This window comes from Luteimonas sp. TWI662 (assembly GCF_039673825.1).
In the GTDB taxonomy this organism is placed as follows: Bacteria; Pseudomonadota; Gammaproteobacteria; order Xanthomonadales; family Xanthomonadaceae; genus Luteimonas.
The window spans coordinates 39915-54923 of sequence record NZ_JBDJMI010000007.1 but is presented as its reverse complement, the minus strand read 5'-3'; the positions used below and the strand labels follow the sequence as shown (position 1 = coordinate 54923).

Sequence of the window (15009 nt, the reverse complement as noted above, 5' to 3'; positions counted from 1 at the left end):
CCGCATGGTCGAGCGCTGCTGGGGCGCCGGGTCCTGCAAGAAGGATTGCGGGCGGCAGAGGCCGCGCAGACCTCCGATGTCAGAGCGTTCGATCGTCGCCTGACACGTGTTCAAGCGTTGTCGCTTCGCGGCGACCCCAGATCACACTGCAACGGCGCATGGAGAGTGCGGTCATGTCCTGGAAGCACCTCGGTTTTGGTGCGGCGGTCTGTTTGTCGATGGCGTTGTCGGCAGTGGGGTGTAGCCCGGCCGCGCCCGAGGCGCAGTCCACGATCCCAGCGGCCGGGGGCGATCCCGCGGTTGCGCTTGTTCAGCGCTTCAAGATGGGCGCGGGACTTGAGTCCATCGCGAACCAAGCGGCGGGGGCGACGACGGCGTTTGCCACACTGGCGCAGCGGCATGGCACCGCGCAGGCCAAACGATTGGTGGCCGGCGAGATGTCGAAGCTGGCCCCTGCCTATCAAGCGCGGTGGGATCGGAATCTGGCGACGATCTACGCCAAGCACTTCACCGCAGACGAACTTCGTTCCCTCGCGACGCAGGGGACGCGTTCGCCCCACGCCGCCAAGTTTCGCTCCACCCAGGCGACTATCGCGGGCGAAATGCGACAGGTTTCAAGCCCGCTTCTGCGGCAGTTGGTGACGGAGGCACTGCGCAATGCGCTTGCGCGATAGGCGTTGGGTGCCTGATTGCACGGTCCACTCAATTCCAACAAAGGATCAGCGCGCAACTTCGTGTGCTGCGCTCGTAGGTATGGTTCCGGCCGGGATGTAGGAGCCACCGCATCGCTCGGCGCGTGCGCGGTGTTCGATGTTGTATGGGGACCACTCGCCACCGAAATCGATGCCAACGCAAGTCTCGATCGAACTCTGAAACCGGGGTCAGAGTGCAATTTCGTGTGCCGCATCGCCAAGCGCGTGCGCGGTCGGCCAATGTCGTGTCCGAACATGGCGAGCGCAGCTTCCATTCGGCGCCCATGCTCCGCGCTCCTTCGAGACAGTGGAGAGACGTATGCAACGTTTGCACGGCAAGGTCGCGCTCATCACGGGCGCCAGTTCCGGCATCGGCCAGTCCGCGGCGCATCTATTCGCGCGCGAGGGCGCCTGTGTGGTGCTGGGCGCACGCCGCGAAGCGCGGCTAGGGGCCATTGCGACGCAGATCATCGACGCCGGCGGTCAGGCTGCGTGGCTGGCCGGCGACGTGCGTGAGGAAGCCTACGCACAGGCGCTGGTCGCACTGGCGACCTCACGCTTCGGCGGACTGGACATCGCGTTCAACAACGCCGGCACGCTCGGAGCGCTGGTCCCGACCACAACGCTTGAGGCACAGGCCTGGCGCGAGGCGCTTGACATCAATCTCAGCGGCGCGTTCTTCGGCGCCAAGCACCAGATTCCGGCGATGCTGGCACGCGGGGGTGGGTCGCTGATCTTCACTTCCACCTTCGTCGGCCACACCGTTGGCTTCCCCTGTACCGCCGCGTATGCCGCCAGCAAAGCCGGCCTGATCGGTCTGACTCGGGCGCTGGCCGCCGAGTTCGGTCCGCAGGCGATCCGGGTCAATGCGTTGCTGCCCGGCGGCACGCACACGCCGATGGCGGAAGAGATGAACGGCACACCGGAGGCATTGGCGCAGGTCGCGCAACTGCATGCACTCAAACGGTTGGCGCAGCCCGAGGAGCTTGCACGCTCTGCGCTGTTCCTGGCTTCGGAAGAGGCGACGTTCCTGACGGGCAGCGCGATGCTGGTCGATGGCGGCGTGTCGATCAATCGCACTTGAACCGAGGACATGGGGCACACATCGGACACGGCAATGCCAATGCGTTTCCGGGGCCGGGCTCGACATCGTGCTGCGTCGCGAGTGCGCGCCCGGCGGTCGTCGAGCCAGGCGCTCTTGGTCAGGCCTCAGTTGGGCACATCTGTCTGCATAACGGAGGGTGACACCACGCATGCGAAAGCTTGAGAGTGAAGCGATCTACCGCGACTACATCACCTGCCTCAATGCGCGGGACTGGGTTCGCCTTGGACAGTTTGCCCATGACGATGGCCGTCATGACGACGCGCCGCTCGGCCTCGATGGCGATCGCGCGATGCTCGAAAATGATCTCGCGCAGATTCCGGATCTGCACTTCGAGATCGAGAGGCTGATCGCCGATCCGCGGCAGGTGGCATGCAGGCATCGCTTCGATGTCACTTCGCGTGGCGAGTTCCTGGGTCTGCCTGTGAATGGCCGCCGTATCATGTTCTGCGAACACGCCCTGTGTGCGTTTCGGGACCAGAAGATCCACGAGGTCTGGTCGATCATCGACAAGGCCGCGGTCGAGGCCCAGCTCTAAACCGGGGTCAGAGTGCATTTTTCGGCGGCGCCTGCGTTCGTGGGCGCGGGCGGCAGCCTCAATCCGTCGCGGCAGGGTGTCCCACCTTCGCCACGCGCATGACCGTGTCGCGCAACCAGGTGTGCGACGGGTCGCGCTCCCGACGTTGATGCCAGATCAGGTCGAAGTCGAACGGGGGGATCGCCAGCGGCGGCGCGAAGATGCGCAGGCGCGGGTCCGCGGCGACGGAGTCGAGATTGCGCCGGGCGACGGTCAGGATCAGATCGGTGCCGGCGATCAGGTCGTTGGCGACGCCCCAGTGCGGCAGGGTCATCGCGACCCGCCTGTGCAGGCCGTCGCGTGCGAGCGCACGGTCGATCTCGTTGTCGCTCTCCGCGCGCAGGGCGACCAGCACGTGCGGGCGCGCCAGCCAGGCCTGGCGATCGAGCGTGCCGCTTGGCGGCACTGTCGACGTATCGGCCAGACTGGCGAAGTCCTCGACGAAGAGCGTGTGCCTGCGCACCGGTTCCGGGTGTCGCCCGGGAAAGACGCCCAACGCCATCTCGATCTCGCCGTCGATGATATCGGCCAGCATCGATTCGCGGCTGGCCTGGCTGACGACGAGGTCGATTCCCGGCGCCTGGCTGCGCAGCGTGCGTGCCAGCCCCGGCAGGAGCACGCGCGCGCCGTAGTCCGACATGGCCAGGCGGACTGTCCGCCGTGCGGACGCCGGGTCGAACGCCGGCGGGTCGAGCAGCGCGCCGAGTTGTTCGAGCGCTTCGGTCAGCGGCTGCACCAAGGCACTCGCCCGCTCGGTGAGGTCGAGCTTGCCCGCGCGTCGGACCAGCAGCGGATCGTCGAACAGCCGGCGCAGGTGGGCCAGTGCGTGGCTCACTGCCGGCTGGCTCCTGTGCAGACGCAACGCCGCGCGGGAGATATGCCGCTCCGACAGCAAGGCATGCAGGGTGACCAGCAGGTTGAGATCCATCCGCCTCAAATTATTCATGCGAAGAATAATGGATCATCGAAGTTCGAATTTCCATTCGTAGATATGATCCGTAGAGTGAGGTGCAGACCCCGACGACTTGGAGCGAACGCATGTCTTCTCCGCTTTCCTATGCCGGCGCAGGCTTGGCGCTGGCCGCCGTCATCGCCGGCGCGCTGGTGCCGTTCCAGGCCGGCAGCAATGCCGCACTGGGGCGCGCACTTGGCCATCCGCTGTGGGCGACCGTCACCTCGCTGCTGGTCAGCCTGCTGGTGGTGCTGCCGGTCATCGTGGCGATGCGGACGCCATCACCCGCCCTCGGCCAGGTGGGCGCGTTGCCGATCTGGGCCTGGTTCGGCGGCGTCGCCGGCGTGATCTACATCACCTCGGCGCTGATGCTGACCCCGCGCCTGGGCGCGACCAGCTTCATCGTCTGCGTCGTCGCCGGCCAGATGCTCACGTCCCTGCTGATCGACCACTTCGGGCTGATGGGCTTGCCGGTCAAGGAGGCGAACCTGGGCCGCATCGGCGGCGTGCTGACGATCCTCGCCGGCATGGCGATGGTGCAGTGGTCGTCGACGGTGCGTTAGGGCGGCCACGCAAGGCACGGCATCGTGGGATGCCACCTTGCTCGACAGCCCACTGAGATGGGCGGCGTCGCGCCCCCAATGCCATCATCGCGGCATGTCCCGTGACCCCGAGCCGCCCGCGTCGGCCTATGCAGAAGGGCTGCCGCCGGCGGCCTTGCGCGACCGCGTCAAGCGCGTCTGGTGCTTCCAGTCCGGCGATTCGCCGGTGGCGCCGCTGATCCTGCCGGACGGATGCGTCGACCTGATCTGGGATGGCGCCCGGCTGTTCATCGCCGGTCCCGACCAGCAAGCCATGCCCGCCCAACTCGCGCCGGGGGCCACGCTTACCGGCCTGCGCCTGGCACCGGGTGTGGCACACCGCCTGCTCGGCATGCCGATGCAGGCGCTCGCCGATCAGCGCATCGCCGCCGAGGCCGTGATCGGCCCGCGCGCAGGCGCGCTGGAGCGTCGCCTGGCCGACGGCGACGATCCGGCCCGGACCTTGCTCGCGGCAGTGGGTGCGCGCTCGGTGCAGCCCGACCCGCACATGGCCTGGGTGTTCGCGCAGCTGAGCGGGTTGGCGGCGCCGCGCCTCCCCGAGCTGGCGCGGCAGCTGGGTCTCAGTGAGCGGAGCCTGCACCGCCACTGCCTGCAGGCCTTCGGTTATGGGCCCAAGGTGCTGGATCGCGTGCTGCGCCTGCAGCGCTGGCTGCGCCTGGCGTCGGGTGCGGTCCCACTGACACCGGCCGCGCTCGATGCCGGCTACGCCGATGCGACCCATCTGGCGCACGACGTGCGGCGCTTGACCGGGCTGACCCCGACGTCGTTGCTGCGCGATCACGGCCATTGAGCCTGCGCAGCCATCGCACGGCCGGCTGTCCGATTCTTGCAAGCCGCCGGGGTCGCGACACCCGACAATGCCCGCTCCCGACTGCCAGGATTCGTCATGACCCGCTCCGACGCGCATCACCGCATCGACTATCTCGAGTACGCCGTGGCCTCCATCGAGGCGTCGCGGCGCTTCTATGGCGAGGCCTTCGGCTGGACGTTCCAGGATTACGGCCCCGACTACTGCGAGTTCCGCGATGGCCGCCTGACCGGCGGTTTCTTCCACGGCACGCCGACGCCCGGCGGGGCGCTTGTGGTGCTGGGCTCGGATGATCTCGTCGCCAGCGAGGCCGCGGTGCTGCGGGCGGGCGGTCGTCTCGTCCGCCCGGCGTTCGACTTCCCGGGTGGGCGGCGGTTCCATTTCACCGATCCCGATGGCTACGAGCTCGCGGTCTGGTCCCAGGCCTGAGGCCACCGCCGCCGCATTGCACGACGCCGCGCGGTGCCATCCTCCGGAGGGATGATTGACAGCGCAGGCCGACGGGCCGATCCGGGCATCGGCGTGCCGGCGATGTGCAGCGGGCCCGCCGATGGCTTGCCGCGCCGGCCGGCGGCCGCGTGCGGGTCGCTCAGAGGTAGGCGAGGAGCATGTGGCCGGCCAAGAACGACAGAAAGCCGATGAGCACGTAGGCGGCCACGAACGAGAACACCCAGTCCTGGCGCAGTTGCAGGCGTAGCGTTTCGTCCGGCGGCAGTGTGCGCGCCTCCAGGCGCTTGCGGTCGCCGCTCAGCAACAGCATCGCCAGCCCCAGGCTGATCGCCATCGGCACGTACACCACCATCAGCGTGGCGAGGCTGGAGAACGAACTGCGCCCGGCGCTGAAGCGAGCGAGGAAGGCGTTCAGGGCTTCGTGGTGCCCCAAGGGCGCATACGCGGCCAACAACGAGGCGATGCCGACGACGTAGAGCGCGGTGTACAGCGCCCGCTGCTGCCATGTCGTGCGGACGCGCGGCACGGGCGGGCTGGCGACGCCGATCACCGGCACCGCCGCGCCGGGCCGCAGCTCACCCGCTGCGGTCTTGCGACTGACGTCCCAGAACCGCCGGTACAGCGCGCGGTGCACGATCGGCAGGCCGACGACACTCAGCAGGCCGGTCAGCATCATGTTGAGGATGGCGTCGGCCGAGACCTTGGCCGTGGTGTACACGTCGATCGCGTAGACCAGCCCGATCCACGCGAGCAGCAGTGCGCCCACCAGCGCCCCGCACAACAGGTAGAGGCCGAGCTGGCGGACGAACGTCATGGCAAGGGCAGGCAATGGCGAAAGGCGCCCGGTGTGGGCATCGGCATCGTAGCGGGCCAGGAAGGCCTGCAGGAAGCGGTGGATGCGGGGCCGTTGGAAAGCGGCACCGGCAATGCGGGTATTCGCGATGAGGCGCACAATACGCCTCTCTTCCTATCGAGCGATGTGCGATGGCGCTTTCGGCCCTGTCTGCCTCGATCCCGCGCGATGTCGGTGATGTCGTCGTGTCCGCCGTCTTGCCTGGGCTGGGCTGCCCGCGCGCGCGCCGCGACGCAACGGGCTGCCTCGCGGGGCTGCAGGCATGAGCGGCTTGCCTGGCGGCAAGCGCACGGTCGTGGGCACCTGCCACTGCAAGGCCGTTGCGTTCGAGGTCGACCTGATCGACGGCTTCGAGAACATCCGCCGCTGCAACTGCTCGCTGTGCAGCCGCAAGGGCGCGATCATGGCCGGCGCGACGCTGGACCGCTTGCGCGTGATCCGTGGCGCTGACGTGCTGACGCTATACCAGTGGAACACGAAGATCGCCAAGCACTGGTTCTGCAGCGTATGCGGTATCTACACCCATCATCAGCGCCGCAGCGTGCCGACCGAGTACGGCTTCAACCTGGCGTGCATCGAGGGCATCGATCTCGACGCGATCGACGAGATCGGCCGCAGCAATGGCGCGGCGCAGAGCCTCGTGGGTGACACCGCATGATCCGGTCCCTCGGAGTTGCATGCCTGCTCGCGGCGTGCTCGACCGCCGGCGCGGTCGTCGTGCGTGACGATGTCGACGATGGCCAGTATCGGGTGCCGGCCTCCGAGCTTCCCGCGCTGGTCGACATGCCGGGCGAAGGGCATGGCGTGCTGATCGCGCCGAGCTGGATCGTGACCGCCGCACACACGCTGCCCATGCATGGCAGGCTCGAGTCGGTCGTTTTGGACGGGCGATCGCGTGAGGTCGCCGACGTCGTGGTCCATCCCGGCTACAGGACGCTGCCGCAATCGCTGATCGACCAGGCGATGGCCAGTGGCGAGGCGATGCTGATCGTGGTGTTCCTGGCCGGGTCGGACGACATCGCGCTGATCCGGTTGAAGCAGCCGGTCGAGGACATCGTGCCGGTCGGGCTCTATCGCGGCACCGACGAGGTCGGGCACGTGGTCAAGCTGCTGGGCAAAGGCGCGACCGGGACAGGGGCGACGGGGCACGACCCGGGCGGCCCGAATCGCACCGTGCTTCGTCGCGCATACAACCGGGTCAGCAGCGCGCACGAGCGTTGGCTGTGCTACGTCTTCGATGCACCGCCAGCGGCGATCCCACTGGAAGGGGCGCTCGGCAATGGCGACAGCGGCGGTCCATTGCTCATCGAAACCGACGGGCAATGGCGGCTGGCCGGACTGGGGGCCTGGAAGGTCGTGGCAGGCGACGTGAGGACGGCGCGGCCTGGGCGCTACGGCCAGACGACCTGCAACGTGCGCCTGGGTCACTACGCCGATTGGATCGAGGACGTGATGTCCGGGCAGGCGTCGGCTTCCTGATCGATCACGACGCCGCGATGGGCGTCCGGCTCCTCAGCGCGTCGGCGCGGACTCGAGGTGCGCCCGGATCCACAGATAGTCGCGGCGCACCGGCGCGTCCAGCACCGAGGGATCGCCGTCGTAGAGATAGGTACCGACCGTGGCGCCGGTATCGTCGGTGGCCTGCGGGTCGGCACCGGCCTCCATGAACCGCTTTACCGACGGGATGTCGTTGACCAACGCGGCCTGATGGAGCGGGGTGAGGCCCGCGCGGTCGCGGACATCGAGTCTGGCGCCGGCAGCGAGCAAGCGTTCGATATTGTCGGGTTCGCGGGCGCGCAGCGCCTCGAATAGTGCCGTCTGGCCGTTGCGCGGGTTGGGCACGTCCACGGCGACGCCGTGTTCGAGCAGCAGGCCGATCCAGTCGTCGTCCTTGGACAGCGCGGCTTCGTGCAGTGCGGTGCGGCCCTTGGCATCGCCGCGGGTGGGGTCGGCACCGAGCGTGAGCAGCAAGCGCACGGCCTCACGGTCGCCCTGGCGGATCAGCCAGTTGAGCGCGGGCATGCCGTCCTCGTCGGTGGCGTTGGGGTTGGCGCCTGCCGCGAGCAGCTGGCGCGCGAGCGCGGTATCGCCGCTGCGGACAGCCGCAAGCAACTGGGCCTGGTCGGGATTGGTGAACGTGGGCGCGTCCGGGGTCATCGGCGAATGCCCTTGGGTGCAACCGGAGGTCGCCAGCAGCAGGGCAGCGAGCAGCAGGTGCGGAAGCGGGCGACGGCTCATGGTGCGCAGCATGCCGCAAGAGGCGTCAAGCCGCGTGTGATCTCCACCCACAGACCGCGCCGCGCAGCGCTGTGCGGAGGTCGCGCACGCACCGCGTCGCGGCTCACTTGAACGGATTGAGGAAGTCGACCACCTTGCCGGCGCCCTCGGTCACGCCGCGACCGAAGTCGCGCGCGCCGTCGGCGACGGTCTGCGCCACATCACCGGCGGTGTCGCTGACGGTCTGGCCCGGGTCGCCAGCGACGGCGCCTGCGCCGTTGAGCAGGCTGCCCACGATCCAGCTCTCCGGGGTCGCGCCGGGGCCGTTGCGCAGCACCTCGCCGACCGTGCCCAGGCCGGTCGCGAGACCGGCGCCGAGTGCGTCGATACCGGCATCGAGCCGCCCACCGAGCTTGTCGCCGACGCTGGGACCGAGCGCGGGATCGGTGGGTGTGCCGTGTTCATCCATTCGCAGGGAGTGAGGCACGACAGTCGTCGCCGCGCCGGCGGCGAACTACTCGGGCAGACCCGAGTGGAACGGCCGGGACGGGGCTCAACCCGACGCCTGGGGCGCGGCCGCATACGCCGTCCTGCTGCGGCGCTACAGCAGCGTGCCGCCGAGGATCGCGGCGGCGATGCTGAAGTAGATGACCAGGCCGCTGACGTCGACCAGCGTGGCGACGAACGGCGCCGAGGCGCTGGCCGGATCGAAGCCGAGCCGTTGCAGGATGAACGGCAGCATCGAGCCGGCCAACGACCCGAACGTGACGATGCCCAGCAGTGCCGCGCCGATGGTCAGGGCGATGAGCATCCAGTGCGGGCCGTAGTCGTAGAAGCCGGCCAGCTGCCAGGTGGCGATGCGCGCGATGCCGAGCAGGCCGAGAATCGCGCCGAGAGTCATGCCGGTGGGCAATTCGCGCAGGACGACGCGCCACCAGTCGCGCAGGCGGATCTCCTGCAGGGCGAGACTGCGGATCAGCAGCGAGGTGGCCTGGCCGCCGGAGTTGCCGCCCGAGCTCATGATCAGCGGGATGAACAGCGTCAGCACCAGCGCCTTGGACAGTGCGTCCTCGTAGTGCTGCATCGCGCTGGCGGTGAGCATTTCGCCGAGGAACAGCACGCTCAGCCAGCCGGCGCGTTTGCGGATCATGGCCAGAAAGCCGATCTGCATGTACGGCCGGTCCAGCGCCTCGACACCGCCGAAGCGGTGGACGTCCTCGTTGGACTCGGCGATCAGCGCATCGAGCACGTCGTCGACGGTGACGATCCCCACGACCTGCCGCTGCGGGTCGAGCACCGGGATCGCCAGCAGGTCGTGGCGGCGGATCAGGCGGGCGACTTCTTCCTGGTCGGTGGTCGGGGTCACGAACACCGGTGGATTGGTCTGCGCGGCGTCGAGGATCGGCGCGTCGGGATCGGCGGTGATCAGCCGGCGCAACGTCACCACCTGCTGCAGCGCGCGGGTCTTCGGGTCGAGCACGTAGATCGCGTAGATCGTCTCGCGGTCGCGTTCGACCTCGCGCACGTGCTGCAGCACCTCGCCGGCGCGCTGGTCGGCGGCGACGCTGACGAACTCGGTCGTCATCAGGCTGCCGGCGCTGCCGGCTGGGTAATGCATCAGTCCGCGCAATGCCTGCTGCGTCGTGGCGGGCAGCGCGCCGATCAAGCGCTCGCGCTTGTCGGTCTCCAGGGCCAACAGCAGGTCGGCGGCGCGGTCGTCGGCCATGGCGTCGAGCAGCGCGCTGGCCTGCGCGGGCGGCAACCGCTGCAGGATCTGCGCGGCGTGGGTCAGTTCGGGCTGTTCGAGCAGGCGCACCCCGCGCGCAGGAGGAACCTGCGCGACCAGGTGCGCGGCCTCCGCGAGGTCCAGTCGATTGAGATGCTCGACGGCATCGGCGGTGTTGAAGGCCGCCAACGGGCCGGTGGCGGTGGGGTGCTGCTTGAACATGGGCTGCCTCGCAGTGCCGCAACAGCGGCACGGGCAGCCTGTCCTGGCGGACTCAGGCCGTCGTTGCCGTGGGCGGCGTCAAAGATCGACTGGGACTGTCGCTGGACATCGGAAGGTGTTCCGCGAAAAAAGGACGCGGGTGCGTCGCGGTGCGCGAAGTCTGGTCGCGTGACCCGCCGGGGTCAACCCGCATGGCGTGTGCCGGTCGGTCGCGGTTGTGCGGATTGCCCTGCACGGCGCGTTCTGCGTCTGGGCGTATGCTCGGCCGCAGCCACCTGTCGGACGCCATGATGCCTGCCGCCGAGCCGTCGTCTCCTGGTCCTGCACGCCGCCGCGCGCTGTGGGCGTACGCCGCCATTGCCGCGATCGTCGGCGCCCTGGTCCTGCTGTTCGCCTGGACCGCCGGCGGGTTGAGCCCCGGGCGGTTGACCCCCGCGCGCATGACCGATGCCATCGAGGCGACCTCGACCACGCCGTTTCCCGGATTCCGACGTGCGCATGCGAAAGGCATCTGCGTGGCCGGCCATTTCGAGGGGCACCCGGCGGGGCGCGCGCTGAGCCGGGCCGCGGTGTTCGACAACGCACGCACCCCGGTGCTCGGCCGGCTGTCGATCGGGGGCGGCTCGCCGTACGGCCTGGACGCGCAAGCGCGGGTGCGCAGCATGGCGCTGGTGCTCGACGGCGCGGACGGCAGTCAATGGCGCATGGCGATGAACAGTTTTCCGTTCTTCGGCGCGGCGTCGATCGAGACGTTCCTCGAACAGACCCGCGCGTCCGCGCCGGATCCGGCGACCGGCAAGCCCGATCCCGAACGCATGGCGGCGTTCGCCGCGCGTCATCCCGAGGCGCAGCGCTTCGCCGCCTGGGCCAAGGCCGCGCCGTGGTCGGACAGCTTCGCCAACACCCAATACAACGGCATCCATGCCTACCGCTTCGTCGATGCCGCGGGCGAGTCGCGGTGGGTGCGCTGGTCGATGCGGCCGCAGGCGCCGTTCGTGGAGATGGACGCCGCGCAGCGCGAGGTCGCCGAGCGCGACTACCTGCAGGACGAGCTGCGCGCGCGGCTGGCCCGCGGCCCGCTGCGCTGGGACATGGTCGTCACGCTCGCAGGCCCCGAAGACGACACCCGCGACCCGACCACGCCTTGGCCGGCGGCACGCGAGCAGGTGAGCGTGGGCACCTTGGTGCTGACCCAGGCGCAGGATCAGGCGACGGGTGCGTGCCGTGACCTCAATTTCGATCCCACGATCGTGCCGCCCGGCGTGGCCCTGTCCGACGATCCGATCCTCGCCGCCCGCGCGGCGGTCTATGCGCAGTCCTTCGACCGCCGCGAGCGCGAGATCGCGCGCGGCGCCGACGTCACTGGCGTGGCGCCGCCGGACGCCGCGCGATGAGCCCGCGGCCCGACCACCACGATGCGTTCGCCCGGCTGCTGCACTGGGGCATGGCGATGCTGATCCTGGCGATGCTGTTCATCGGCGTGACGATGGTCGTCTCGATGACGCTGCGCCCCGCGTTGCTTGCGCTGCACCGGCCGATCGGGGCGTTGTTGCTGGTGTTGGTGGTCGTGCGCCTGGCGCATCGCCTGATGCGCCGCACGCCGGCGCTGCCGCTTGATCTGCCGCGTTGGCAGCGCGCTGCCGCGCACGCTTCGCACGTCGCCCTGTATGTGCTGATGCTGGCCATGCCGCTGATCGGCTGGGCGATGGTATCGGCCGCCGGCAATCCGGTGCTGCTGTGGGGCGAGGTGCGGCTGCCGGCGATCGCCCCCCACGACCCGGCGCTCTACAGCGTGCTGCGCGCCGCGCACGCCTGGCTCGCCCGTGCGCTGCTGGCGGTGATCGCGCTGCACTTGGCCGCAGCCCTCCATCATGTCTGGGTACGCCAGGATGGGGTGTTCCGGACGATGGCACCCTGGCCGCTCGGGCGGCGCACGCGGCCTTGATCACGCGTGCCGGTCGTCGCGGTATCGGTATTTGGCTTCGCTTCATCGACAATACGGCGATCGCCCCTCACCGAGTCCCGCTATGTTCGGACGTTTGAAGCGCAAGCCGCAGCCGGCGGTGGTCACTGTCAGCCTCAATGCGCGGTTGGCGCCCTTCGATCGCGCGGCGCTCGAGGATGCGTTCTGCGATCTGTGCCGGCATCGCGAGATCGATGCGGAGGTCGTGGGCGGCGGCACGCTGCTGGCGGAGACCGGCGAGGTCAAGAATTGCGACATCGAGATCCAGCTGACCGATGCCTCGCAGGCCCAGATCGACTTCGTCCGCGATGCCTTCACCGCGATGCTCGCGCCGATCGGCTCGCGCCTGCATGTGCCCGATCGCGACGCGCCGATCGTGTTCGGCGCCCATCAGGGCCTGGCGCTCTACCTCAATGGCGCCGATCTGCCGCAGTCGGTGTATGACACGTGCGACATCCATCACGTCGTCGAAGAATGCGAGCGCCTGCTGGGCGAGCGCGGCATGGTCAACAGCCATTGGCAGGGGCCGAGCGAGACTGCGCTCTACATGTACGGCGCCGATTTCGAGCAAATGCACGCGGCGATTCGCCCGTTCCTCGACGATTACCCGCTGTGTCGGCAATGCAGAGTGGAGCGGATCGCGTGACCGACTGGGCAAGCAATGACCCCGTCCTGACGATGGCGGTGATACTGGCGCCGGACGACGTGTGTCCTCACCGCTGCGTGCACTGCTGCGGATGCCCTGCTTTTCATGGATGCGCATGCAGACCGACCAGATCCTGATCCTTTGCATCCTCACTTGCACGGTGGCCCTGTTCCTGTGGGGGCGCTGGCGCCACGACATGGTGGCGGGTGCGTCGTTGCTGGCCTGCGTGTCGATCGGCTTGGTCGAACCTGAGCAGGCCTTTTCCGGCTTCGCACATCCGGCGGTGATCACTGTCGCCTGCGTGCTCGTGCTCAGTCGCGGGTTGCAGCTCTCCGGCGCCGTGGACGCTCTGATGCGCGTTGCGCTGCCGCGCAGCGCCGGGCCGACGCTGTCGATCGCGGCGCTGACCATGTTGGCGGCGTTGCTGTCAGCCTTCATGAACAACGTCGGCGCGCTGGCCTTACTGATGCCGATCGCGGTGCAGGTTGCGCGCAAGCAGGGCCTGGCCGCTGGCCAGATTCTCATGCCGCTGGCGTTCGGCTCGATTCTTGGCGGCATGACCACCTTGATCGGCACGCCGCCCAATCTGATCGTTTCCGGCTTCCGGGCAGAAGCCGGAGACGGCGGTTTCACGATGTTCGATTTCTCGCCTGTGGGCGTCTCGGTCGCTGCGGCCGGGGTGTTGCTGATCGCAGTCGGCGGCTGGCGGCTGGTGCCGGCGCGCCGCAACGCAGGTGCGGAGAGCTTCGATACCGGCGCCTACCTGACCGAGGCCAAGGTGCCGGAAGGCGCCAAGGCCGTCGGCCGCAGCGTACGCGAGATCGAGACCATGCTCGACGAGCACGAGGCGCAGGTGGTCGGCATCGTGCAGAACGCATTCCGCGTGCACGCTCCAAGCCCCGACCGCATTGTGCGTGCCGGCGACATCCTGGTACTGGAAGCCGATGTCGGCGCGCTGCCCGGCGCGTTGGCGCACTTGGGGCTGATGCTCGAAGAGGATGTCCGCGATGACGATGCGGACCACGCGCACCCGAAAGAAGAAGAGACAGACATCGCGCGCGACAATGCCGACGAAGACGATGACGACGCCGAGGAGCGACGGACCCCGCACAGCGATATCGTGCTGCAGGAGATCACGGTGCTGCCCGGGTCCGCGCTGGTCGGACGCAGCGCCACCGATCTGTCGCTGCGCACGCAGTACAGCATCAACCTGCTGGCGCTCGCGCGCGAGGGCAAGCGCTCGATGAAGCGCCTGCGTTCGCGTGTGTTCCGTGCCGGCGACCTGTTGCTGCTGCAAGGGACGACGGCGTCGATCTCCGCATTCGCCTCGCAATTTGGCGGGGTGCCGCTGGCGGCGCGCGAACTGCGCATGCCCGATCGGCGCAAAGCGATCACCGCCACCGCGATCCTGGCAGGGGCCATCGCGATTGCCGCTTTCGGCCTGGCGCCTGCACCGGTCGCCTTCGCGCTCGGCGTGCTGGCGTCAATGGCATTGGGCACAGTGCCGCCGCGCGAGGTCTACACGGCGATCGATTGGCCGGTGATCGTATTGCTGGCGGCGCTGATTCCCGTAGCCGGTGCGATGGAGTCGACCGGAACCGCCGAGCGGATTGCACGCGTGATGTTCGAAACGGTGGCCCAGGGCAATCCGGTGATCGGGCTCGCGCTCGTGCTGGTGGTCACGATGACACTGTCGGACCTGATGAACAATGCTGCGACGGCAGCGGTGATGTGCCCGATCGCGATCGGAGCGGCGGCCACGCTCGGCGTGAGTGCCGACCCGTATCTGATGGCGGTGGCGATCGGTGCCTCGTGCGCGTTTCTCACGCCGATCGGACACCAGAACAACACGCTGATTCTCGGGCCGGGCGGCTTCCGCTTCGGCGACTACTGGCGGCTCGGATTGCCCGTCCAACTGGTCGTGTTCGCGGTGTCGATGCCGATGCTGCTGTCCGTCTGGCCCCTGTAGCCACCTCTGGTGGGCTGCCGGGGCAAGCGCGGCGCAACGCTCAGGCGGCCTGGCGCACGTCGAGGTAAGTCGGCTGGGCAGGCGCAGGTGCGGGCGCGTCGGTGACAGGTGGCGCGGCGGGCATGGCCGGCGGCGGCACATGCGTGCCCTCCATGACCATGGCCAGTACCTCGAACGCGGAATAGGGCAGGACGTTCATAGCGGCTCCGGGTGACGGCGAGTGGCGGTGC

Annotated in this window: 18 protein-coding genes; 12 read left to right on the top strand and 6 right to left on the bottom strand. The window is 68.8% G+C overall.

From position 1 onward, the window contains the following. Positions 1–173 precede the first annotated feature (173 nt). From ABE488_RS07100 to ABE488_RS07090, 3 genes are all read left to right on the top strand, one after another. Entirely contained in the window at positions 174–674 is a 501-nt protein-coding gene (locus tag ABE488_RS07100) for a hypothetical protein (RefSeq protein WP_346442022.1), read from the top strand. A 337-nt stretch (positions 675–1011) separates the two neighbouring features. After that, the gene (locus ABE488_RS07095) at positions 1012–1776 is read left to right on the top strand and encodes an SDR family oxidoreductase (RefSeq protein WP_346442021.1); all 765 of its coding nucleotides are present in this window, start codon (positions 1012–1014) and stop codon (positions 1774–1776) included. Positions 1777–1945: 169 nt separating this feature from the next. Beyond that, positions 1946–2332, top strand: a complete 387-nt coding sequence (locus ABE488_RS07090) for an ester cyclase (RefSeq protein WP_346442020.1) — start codon at positions 1946–1948, stop codon at positions 2330–2332. Between the two features lie 58 nt (positions 2333–2390). Here the strand turns inward: ABE488_RS07090 and ABE488_RS07085 are convergent, their stop codons facing one another. Continuing rightward, positions 2391–3317 (bottom strand): LysR family transcriptional regulator, encoded by a 927-nt coding sequence (locus ABE488_RS07085; protein ID WP_346442019.1) that lies wholly within the window; start codon positions 3315–3317, stop codon positions 2391–2393. Between the two features lie 92 nt (positions 3318–3409). Here ABE488_RS07085 and ABE488_RS07080 point away from each other — a divergent pair, with 92 nt between their 5' ends. The 3 genes from ABE488_RS07080 (at position 3410) to ABE488_RS07070 (ending at position 5162) form a co-directional block, all read left to right on the top strand. After that, the gene (locus ABE488_RS07080) at positions 3410–3886 is read left to right on the top strand and encodes a DMT family transporter (RefSeq protein WP_346447635.1); all 477 of its coding nucleotides are present in this window, start codon (positions 3410–3412) and stop codon (positions 3884–3886) included. A gap of 94 nt (positions 3887–3980) precedes the next feature. Next, positions 3981–4715, top strand: a complete 735-nt coding sequence (locus tag ABE488_RS07075; RefSeq protein ID WP_346447634.1) for a helix-turn-helix domain-containing protein — start codon at positions 3981–3983, stop codon at positions 4713–4715. A 96-nt stretch (positions 4716–4811) separates the two neighbouring features. Further along, positions 4812–5162: a VOC family protein gene (locus ABE488_RS07070; RefSeq protein ID WP_346447633.1), complete on the top strand. Its 351-nt coding sequence runs from the start codon at positions 4812–4814 to the stop codon at positions 5160–5162. 160 nt (positions 5163–5322) lie between these two features. Here ABE488_RS07070 and ABE488_RS07065 read toward each other — a convergent pair whose 3' ends face one another. Continuing rightward, a complete protein-coding gene (locus ABE488_RS07065; protein WP_346447632.1) occupies positions 5323–5997 on the bottom strand; it encodes a hypothetical protein in 675 nt (224 codons plus the stop codon). Between the two features lie 301 nt (positions 5998–6298). On the opposite strand from ABE488_RS07065, the gene ABE488_RS07060 reads away from it, so the two are divergent. Next, positions 6299–6694, top strand: coding sequence for a GFA family protein (locus ABE488_RS07060; RefSeq protein ID WP_346447631.1), 396 nt, complete (start codon positions 6299–6301; stop codon positions 6692–6694). After that, the gene (locus tag ABE488_RS07055; RefSeq protein ID WP_346447630.1) at positions 6691–7515 is read left to right on the top strand and encodes a trypsin-like serine protease; all 825 of its coding nucleotides are present in this window, start codon (positions 6691–6693) and stop codon (positions 7513–7515) included. Before ABE488_RS07060 ends, ABE488_RS07055 begins: the two co-directional genes overlap by 4 nt. A 33-nt stretch (positions 7516–7548) precedes the next feature. Here ABE488_RS07055 and ABE488_RS07050 read toward each other — a convergent pair whose 3' ends face one another. The 3 genes from ABE488_RS07050 to mgtE all read right to left on the bottom strand — a co-directional run bounded on the left by ABE488_RS07050 (position 7549) and on the right by mgtE (position 10201). Next, a complete protein-coding gene (locus ABE488_RS07050; RefSeq protein ID WP_346447629.1) occupies positions 7549–8274 on the bottom strand; it encodes an ankyrin repeat domain-containing protein in 726 nt (241 codons plus the stop codon). Between the two features lie 103 nt (positions 8275–8377). Continuing rightward, a complete protein-coding gene (locus ABE488_RS07045; RefSeq protein ID WP_346447628.1) occupies positions 8378–8722 on the bottom strand; it encodes a hypothetical protein in 345 nt (114 codons plus the stop codon). 132 nt (positions 8723–8854) lie between these two features. After that, positions 8855–10201, bottom strand: a complete 1347-nt coding sequence (gene mgtE / locus ABE488_RS07040; RefSeq protein WP_346447627.1) for a magnesium transporter — start codon at positions 10199–10201, stop codon at positions 8855–8857. A gap of 290 nt (positions 10202–10491) precedes the next feature. On the opposite strand from mgtE, the gene ABE488_RS07035 reads away from it, so the two are divergent. The 4 genes from ABE488_RS07035 (at position 10492) to ABE488_RS07020 (ending at position 14779) form a co-directional block, all read left to right on the top strand. Then, entirely contained in the window at positions 10492–11595 is a 1104-nt protein-coding gene (locus tag ABE488_RS07035) for a catalase family peroxidase (protein WP_346447626.1), read from the top strand. Then, positions 11592–12146 (top strand): cytochrome b/b6 domain-containing protein, encoded by a 555-nt coding sequence (locus ABE488_RS07030; RefSeq protein WP_346442007.1) that lies wholly within the window; start codon positions 11592–11594, stop codon positions 12144–12146. The genes ABE488_RS07035 and ABE488_RS07030 overlap by 4 nt, the downstream gene beginning before the upstream one ends. Positions 12147–12228: 82 nt before the next feature. Further along, a complete protein-coding gene (locus ABE488_RS07025) occupies positions 12229–12810 on the top strand; it encodes a hypothetical protein (RefSeq protein WP_346442005.1) in 582 nt (193 codons plus the stop codon). Between the two features lie 115 nt (positions 12811–12925). After that, the gene (locus tag ABE488_RS07020) at positions 12926–14779 is read left to right on the top strand and encodes an SLC13 family permease (RefSeq protein ID WP_346447625.1); all 1854 of its coding nucleotides are present in this window, start codon (positions 12926–12928) and stop codon (positions 14777–14779) included. A gap of 40 nt (positions 14780–14819) precedes the next feature. Here ABE488_RS07020 and ABE488_RS07015 read toward each other — a convergent pair whose 3' ends face one another. Then, entirely contained in the window at positions 14820–14978 is a 159-nt protein-coding gene (locus ABE488_RS07015) for a hypothetical protein (protein WP_346442002.1), read from the bottom strand. Between the last annotated feature and the right edge of the window lie 31 nt (positions 14979–15009).

What these genes read in the sequence shown, in the direction of transcription:
- ABE488_RS07100 (WP_346442022.1), top strand. Translation starts at nt 174, where the DNA reads ATGTCCTGGAAGCACCTCGGTTTTGGTGCGGCGGTCTGTTTGTCGATG.
- ABE488_RS07095 (WP_346442021.1), top strand. Translation starts at nt 1,012, where the DNA reads ATGCAACGTTTGCACGGCAAGGTCGCGCTCATCACGGGCGCCAGTTCC.
- ABE488_RS07090 (WP_346442020.1), top strand. Translation starts at nt 1,946, where the DNA reads ATGCGAAAGCTTGAGAGTGAAGCGATCTACCGCGACTACATCACCTGC.
- ABE488_RS07085 (WP_346442019.1), bottom strand. Translation starts at nt 3,317, where the DNA reads ATGAATAATTTGAGGCGGATGGATCTCAACCTGCTGGTCACCCTGCAT.
- ABE488_RS07080 (WP_346447635.1), top strand. Translation starts at nt 3,410, where the DNA reads ATGTCTTCTCCGCTTTCCTATGCCGGCGCAGGCTTGGCGCTGGCCGCC.
- ABE488_RS07075 (WP_346447634.1), top strand. Translation starts at nt 3,981, where the DNA reads ATGTCCCGTGACCCCGAGCCGCCCGCGTCGGCCTATGCAGAAGGGCTG.
- ABE488_RS07070 (WP_346447633.1), top strand. Translation starts at nt 4,812, where the DNA reads ATGACCCGCTCCGACGCGCATCACCGCATCGACTATCTCGAGTACGCC.
- ABE488_RS07065 (WP_346447632.1), bottom strand. Translation starts at nt 5,997, where the DNA reads ATGACGTTCGTCCGCCAGCTCGGCCTCTACCTGTTGTGCGGGGCGCTG.
- ABE488_RS07060 (WP_346447631.1), top strand. Translation starts at nt 6,299, where the DNA reads ATGAGCGGCTTGCCTGGCGGCAAGCGCACGGTCGTGGGCACCTGCCAC.
- ABE488_RS07055 (WP_346447630.1), top strand. Translation starts at nt 6,691, where the DNA reads ATGATCCGGTCCCTCGGAGTTGCATGCCTGCTCGCGGCGTGCTCGACC.
- ABE488_RS07050 (WP_346447629.1), bottom strand. Translation starts at nt 8,274, where the DNA reads ATGAGCCGTCGCCCGCTTCCGCACCTGCTGCTCGCTGCCCTGCTGCTG.
- ABE488_RS07045 (WP_346447628.1), bottom strand. Translation starts at nt 8,722, where the DNA reads ATGGATGAACACGGCACACCCACCGATCCCGCGCTCGGTCCCAGCGTC.
- mgtE (WP_346447627.1), bottom strand. Translation starts at nt 10,201, where the DNA reads ATGTTCAAGCAGCACCCCACCGCCACCGGCCCGTTGGCGGCCTTCAAC.
- ABE488_RS07035 (WP_346447626.1), top strand. Translation starts at nt 10,492, where the DNA reads ATGCCTGCCGCCGAGCCGTCGTCTCCTGGTCCTGCACGCCGCCGCGCG.
- ABE488_RS07030 (WP_346442007.1), top strand. Translation starts at nt 11,592, where the DNA reads ATGAGCCCGCGGCCCGACCACCACGATGCGTTCGCCCGGCTGCTGCAC.
- ABE488_RS07025 (WP_346442005.1), top strand. Translation starts at nt 12,229, where the DNA reads ATGTTCGGACGTTTGAAGCGCAAGCCGCAGCCGGCGGTGGTCACTGTC.
- ABE488_RS07020 (WP_346447625.1), top strand. Translation starts at nt 12,926, where the DNA reads ATGCAGACCGACCAGATCCTGATCCTTTGCATCCTCACTTGCACGGTG.
- ABE488_RS07015 (WP_346442002.1), bottom strand. Translation starts at nt 14,978, where the DNA reads ATGAACGTCCTGCCCTATTCCGCGTTCGAGGTACTGGCCATGGTCATG.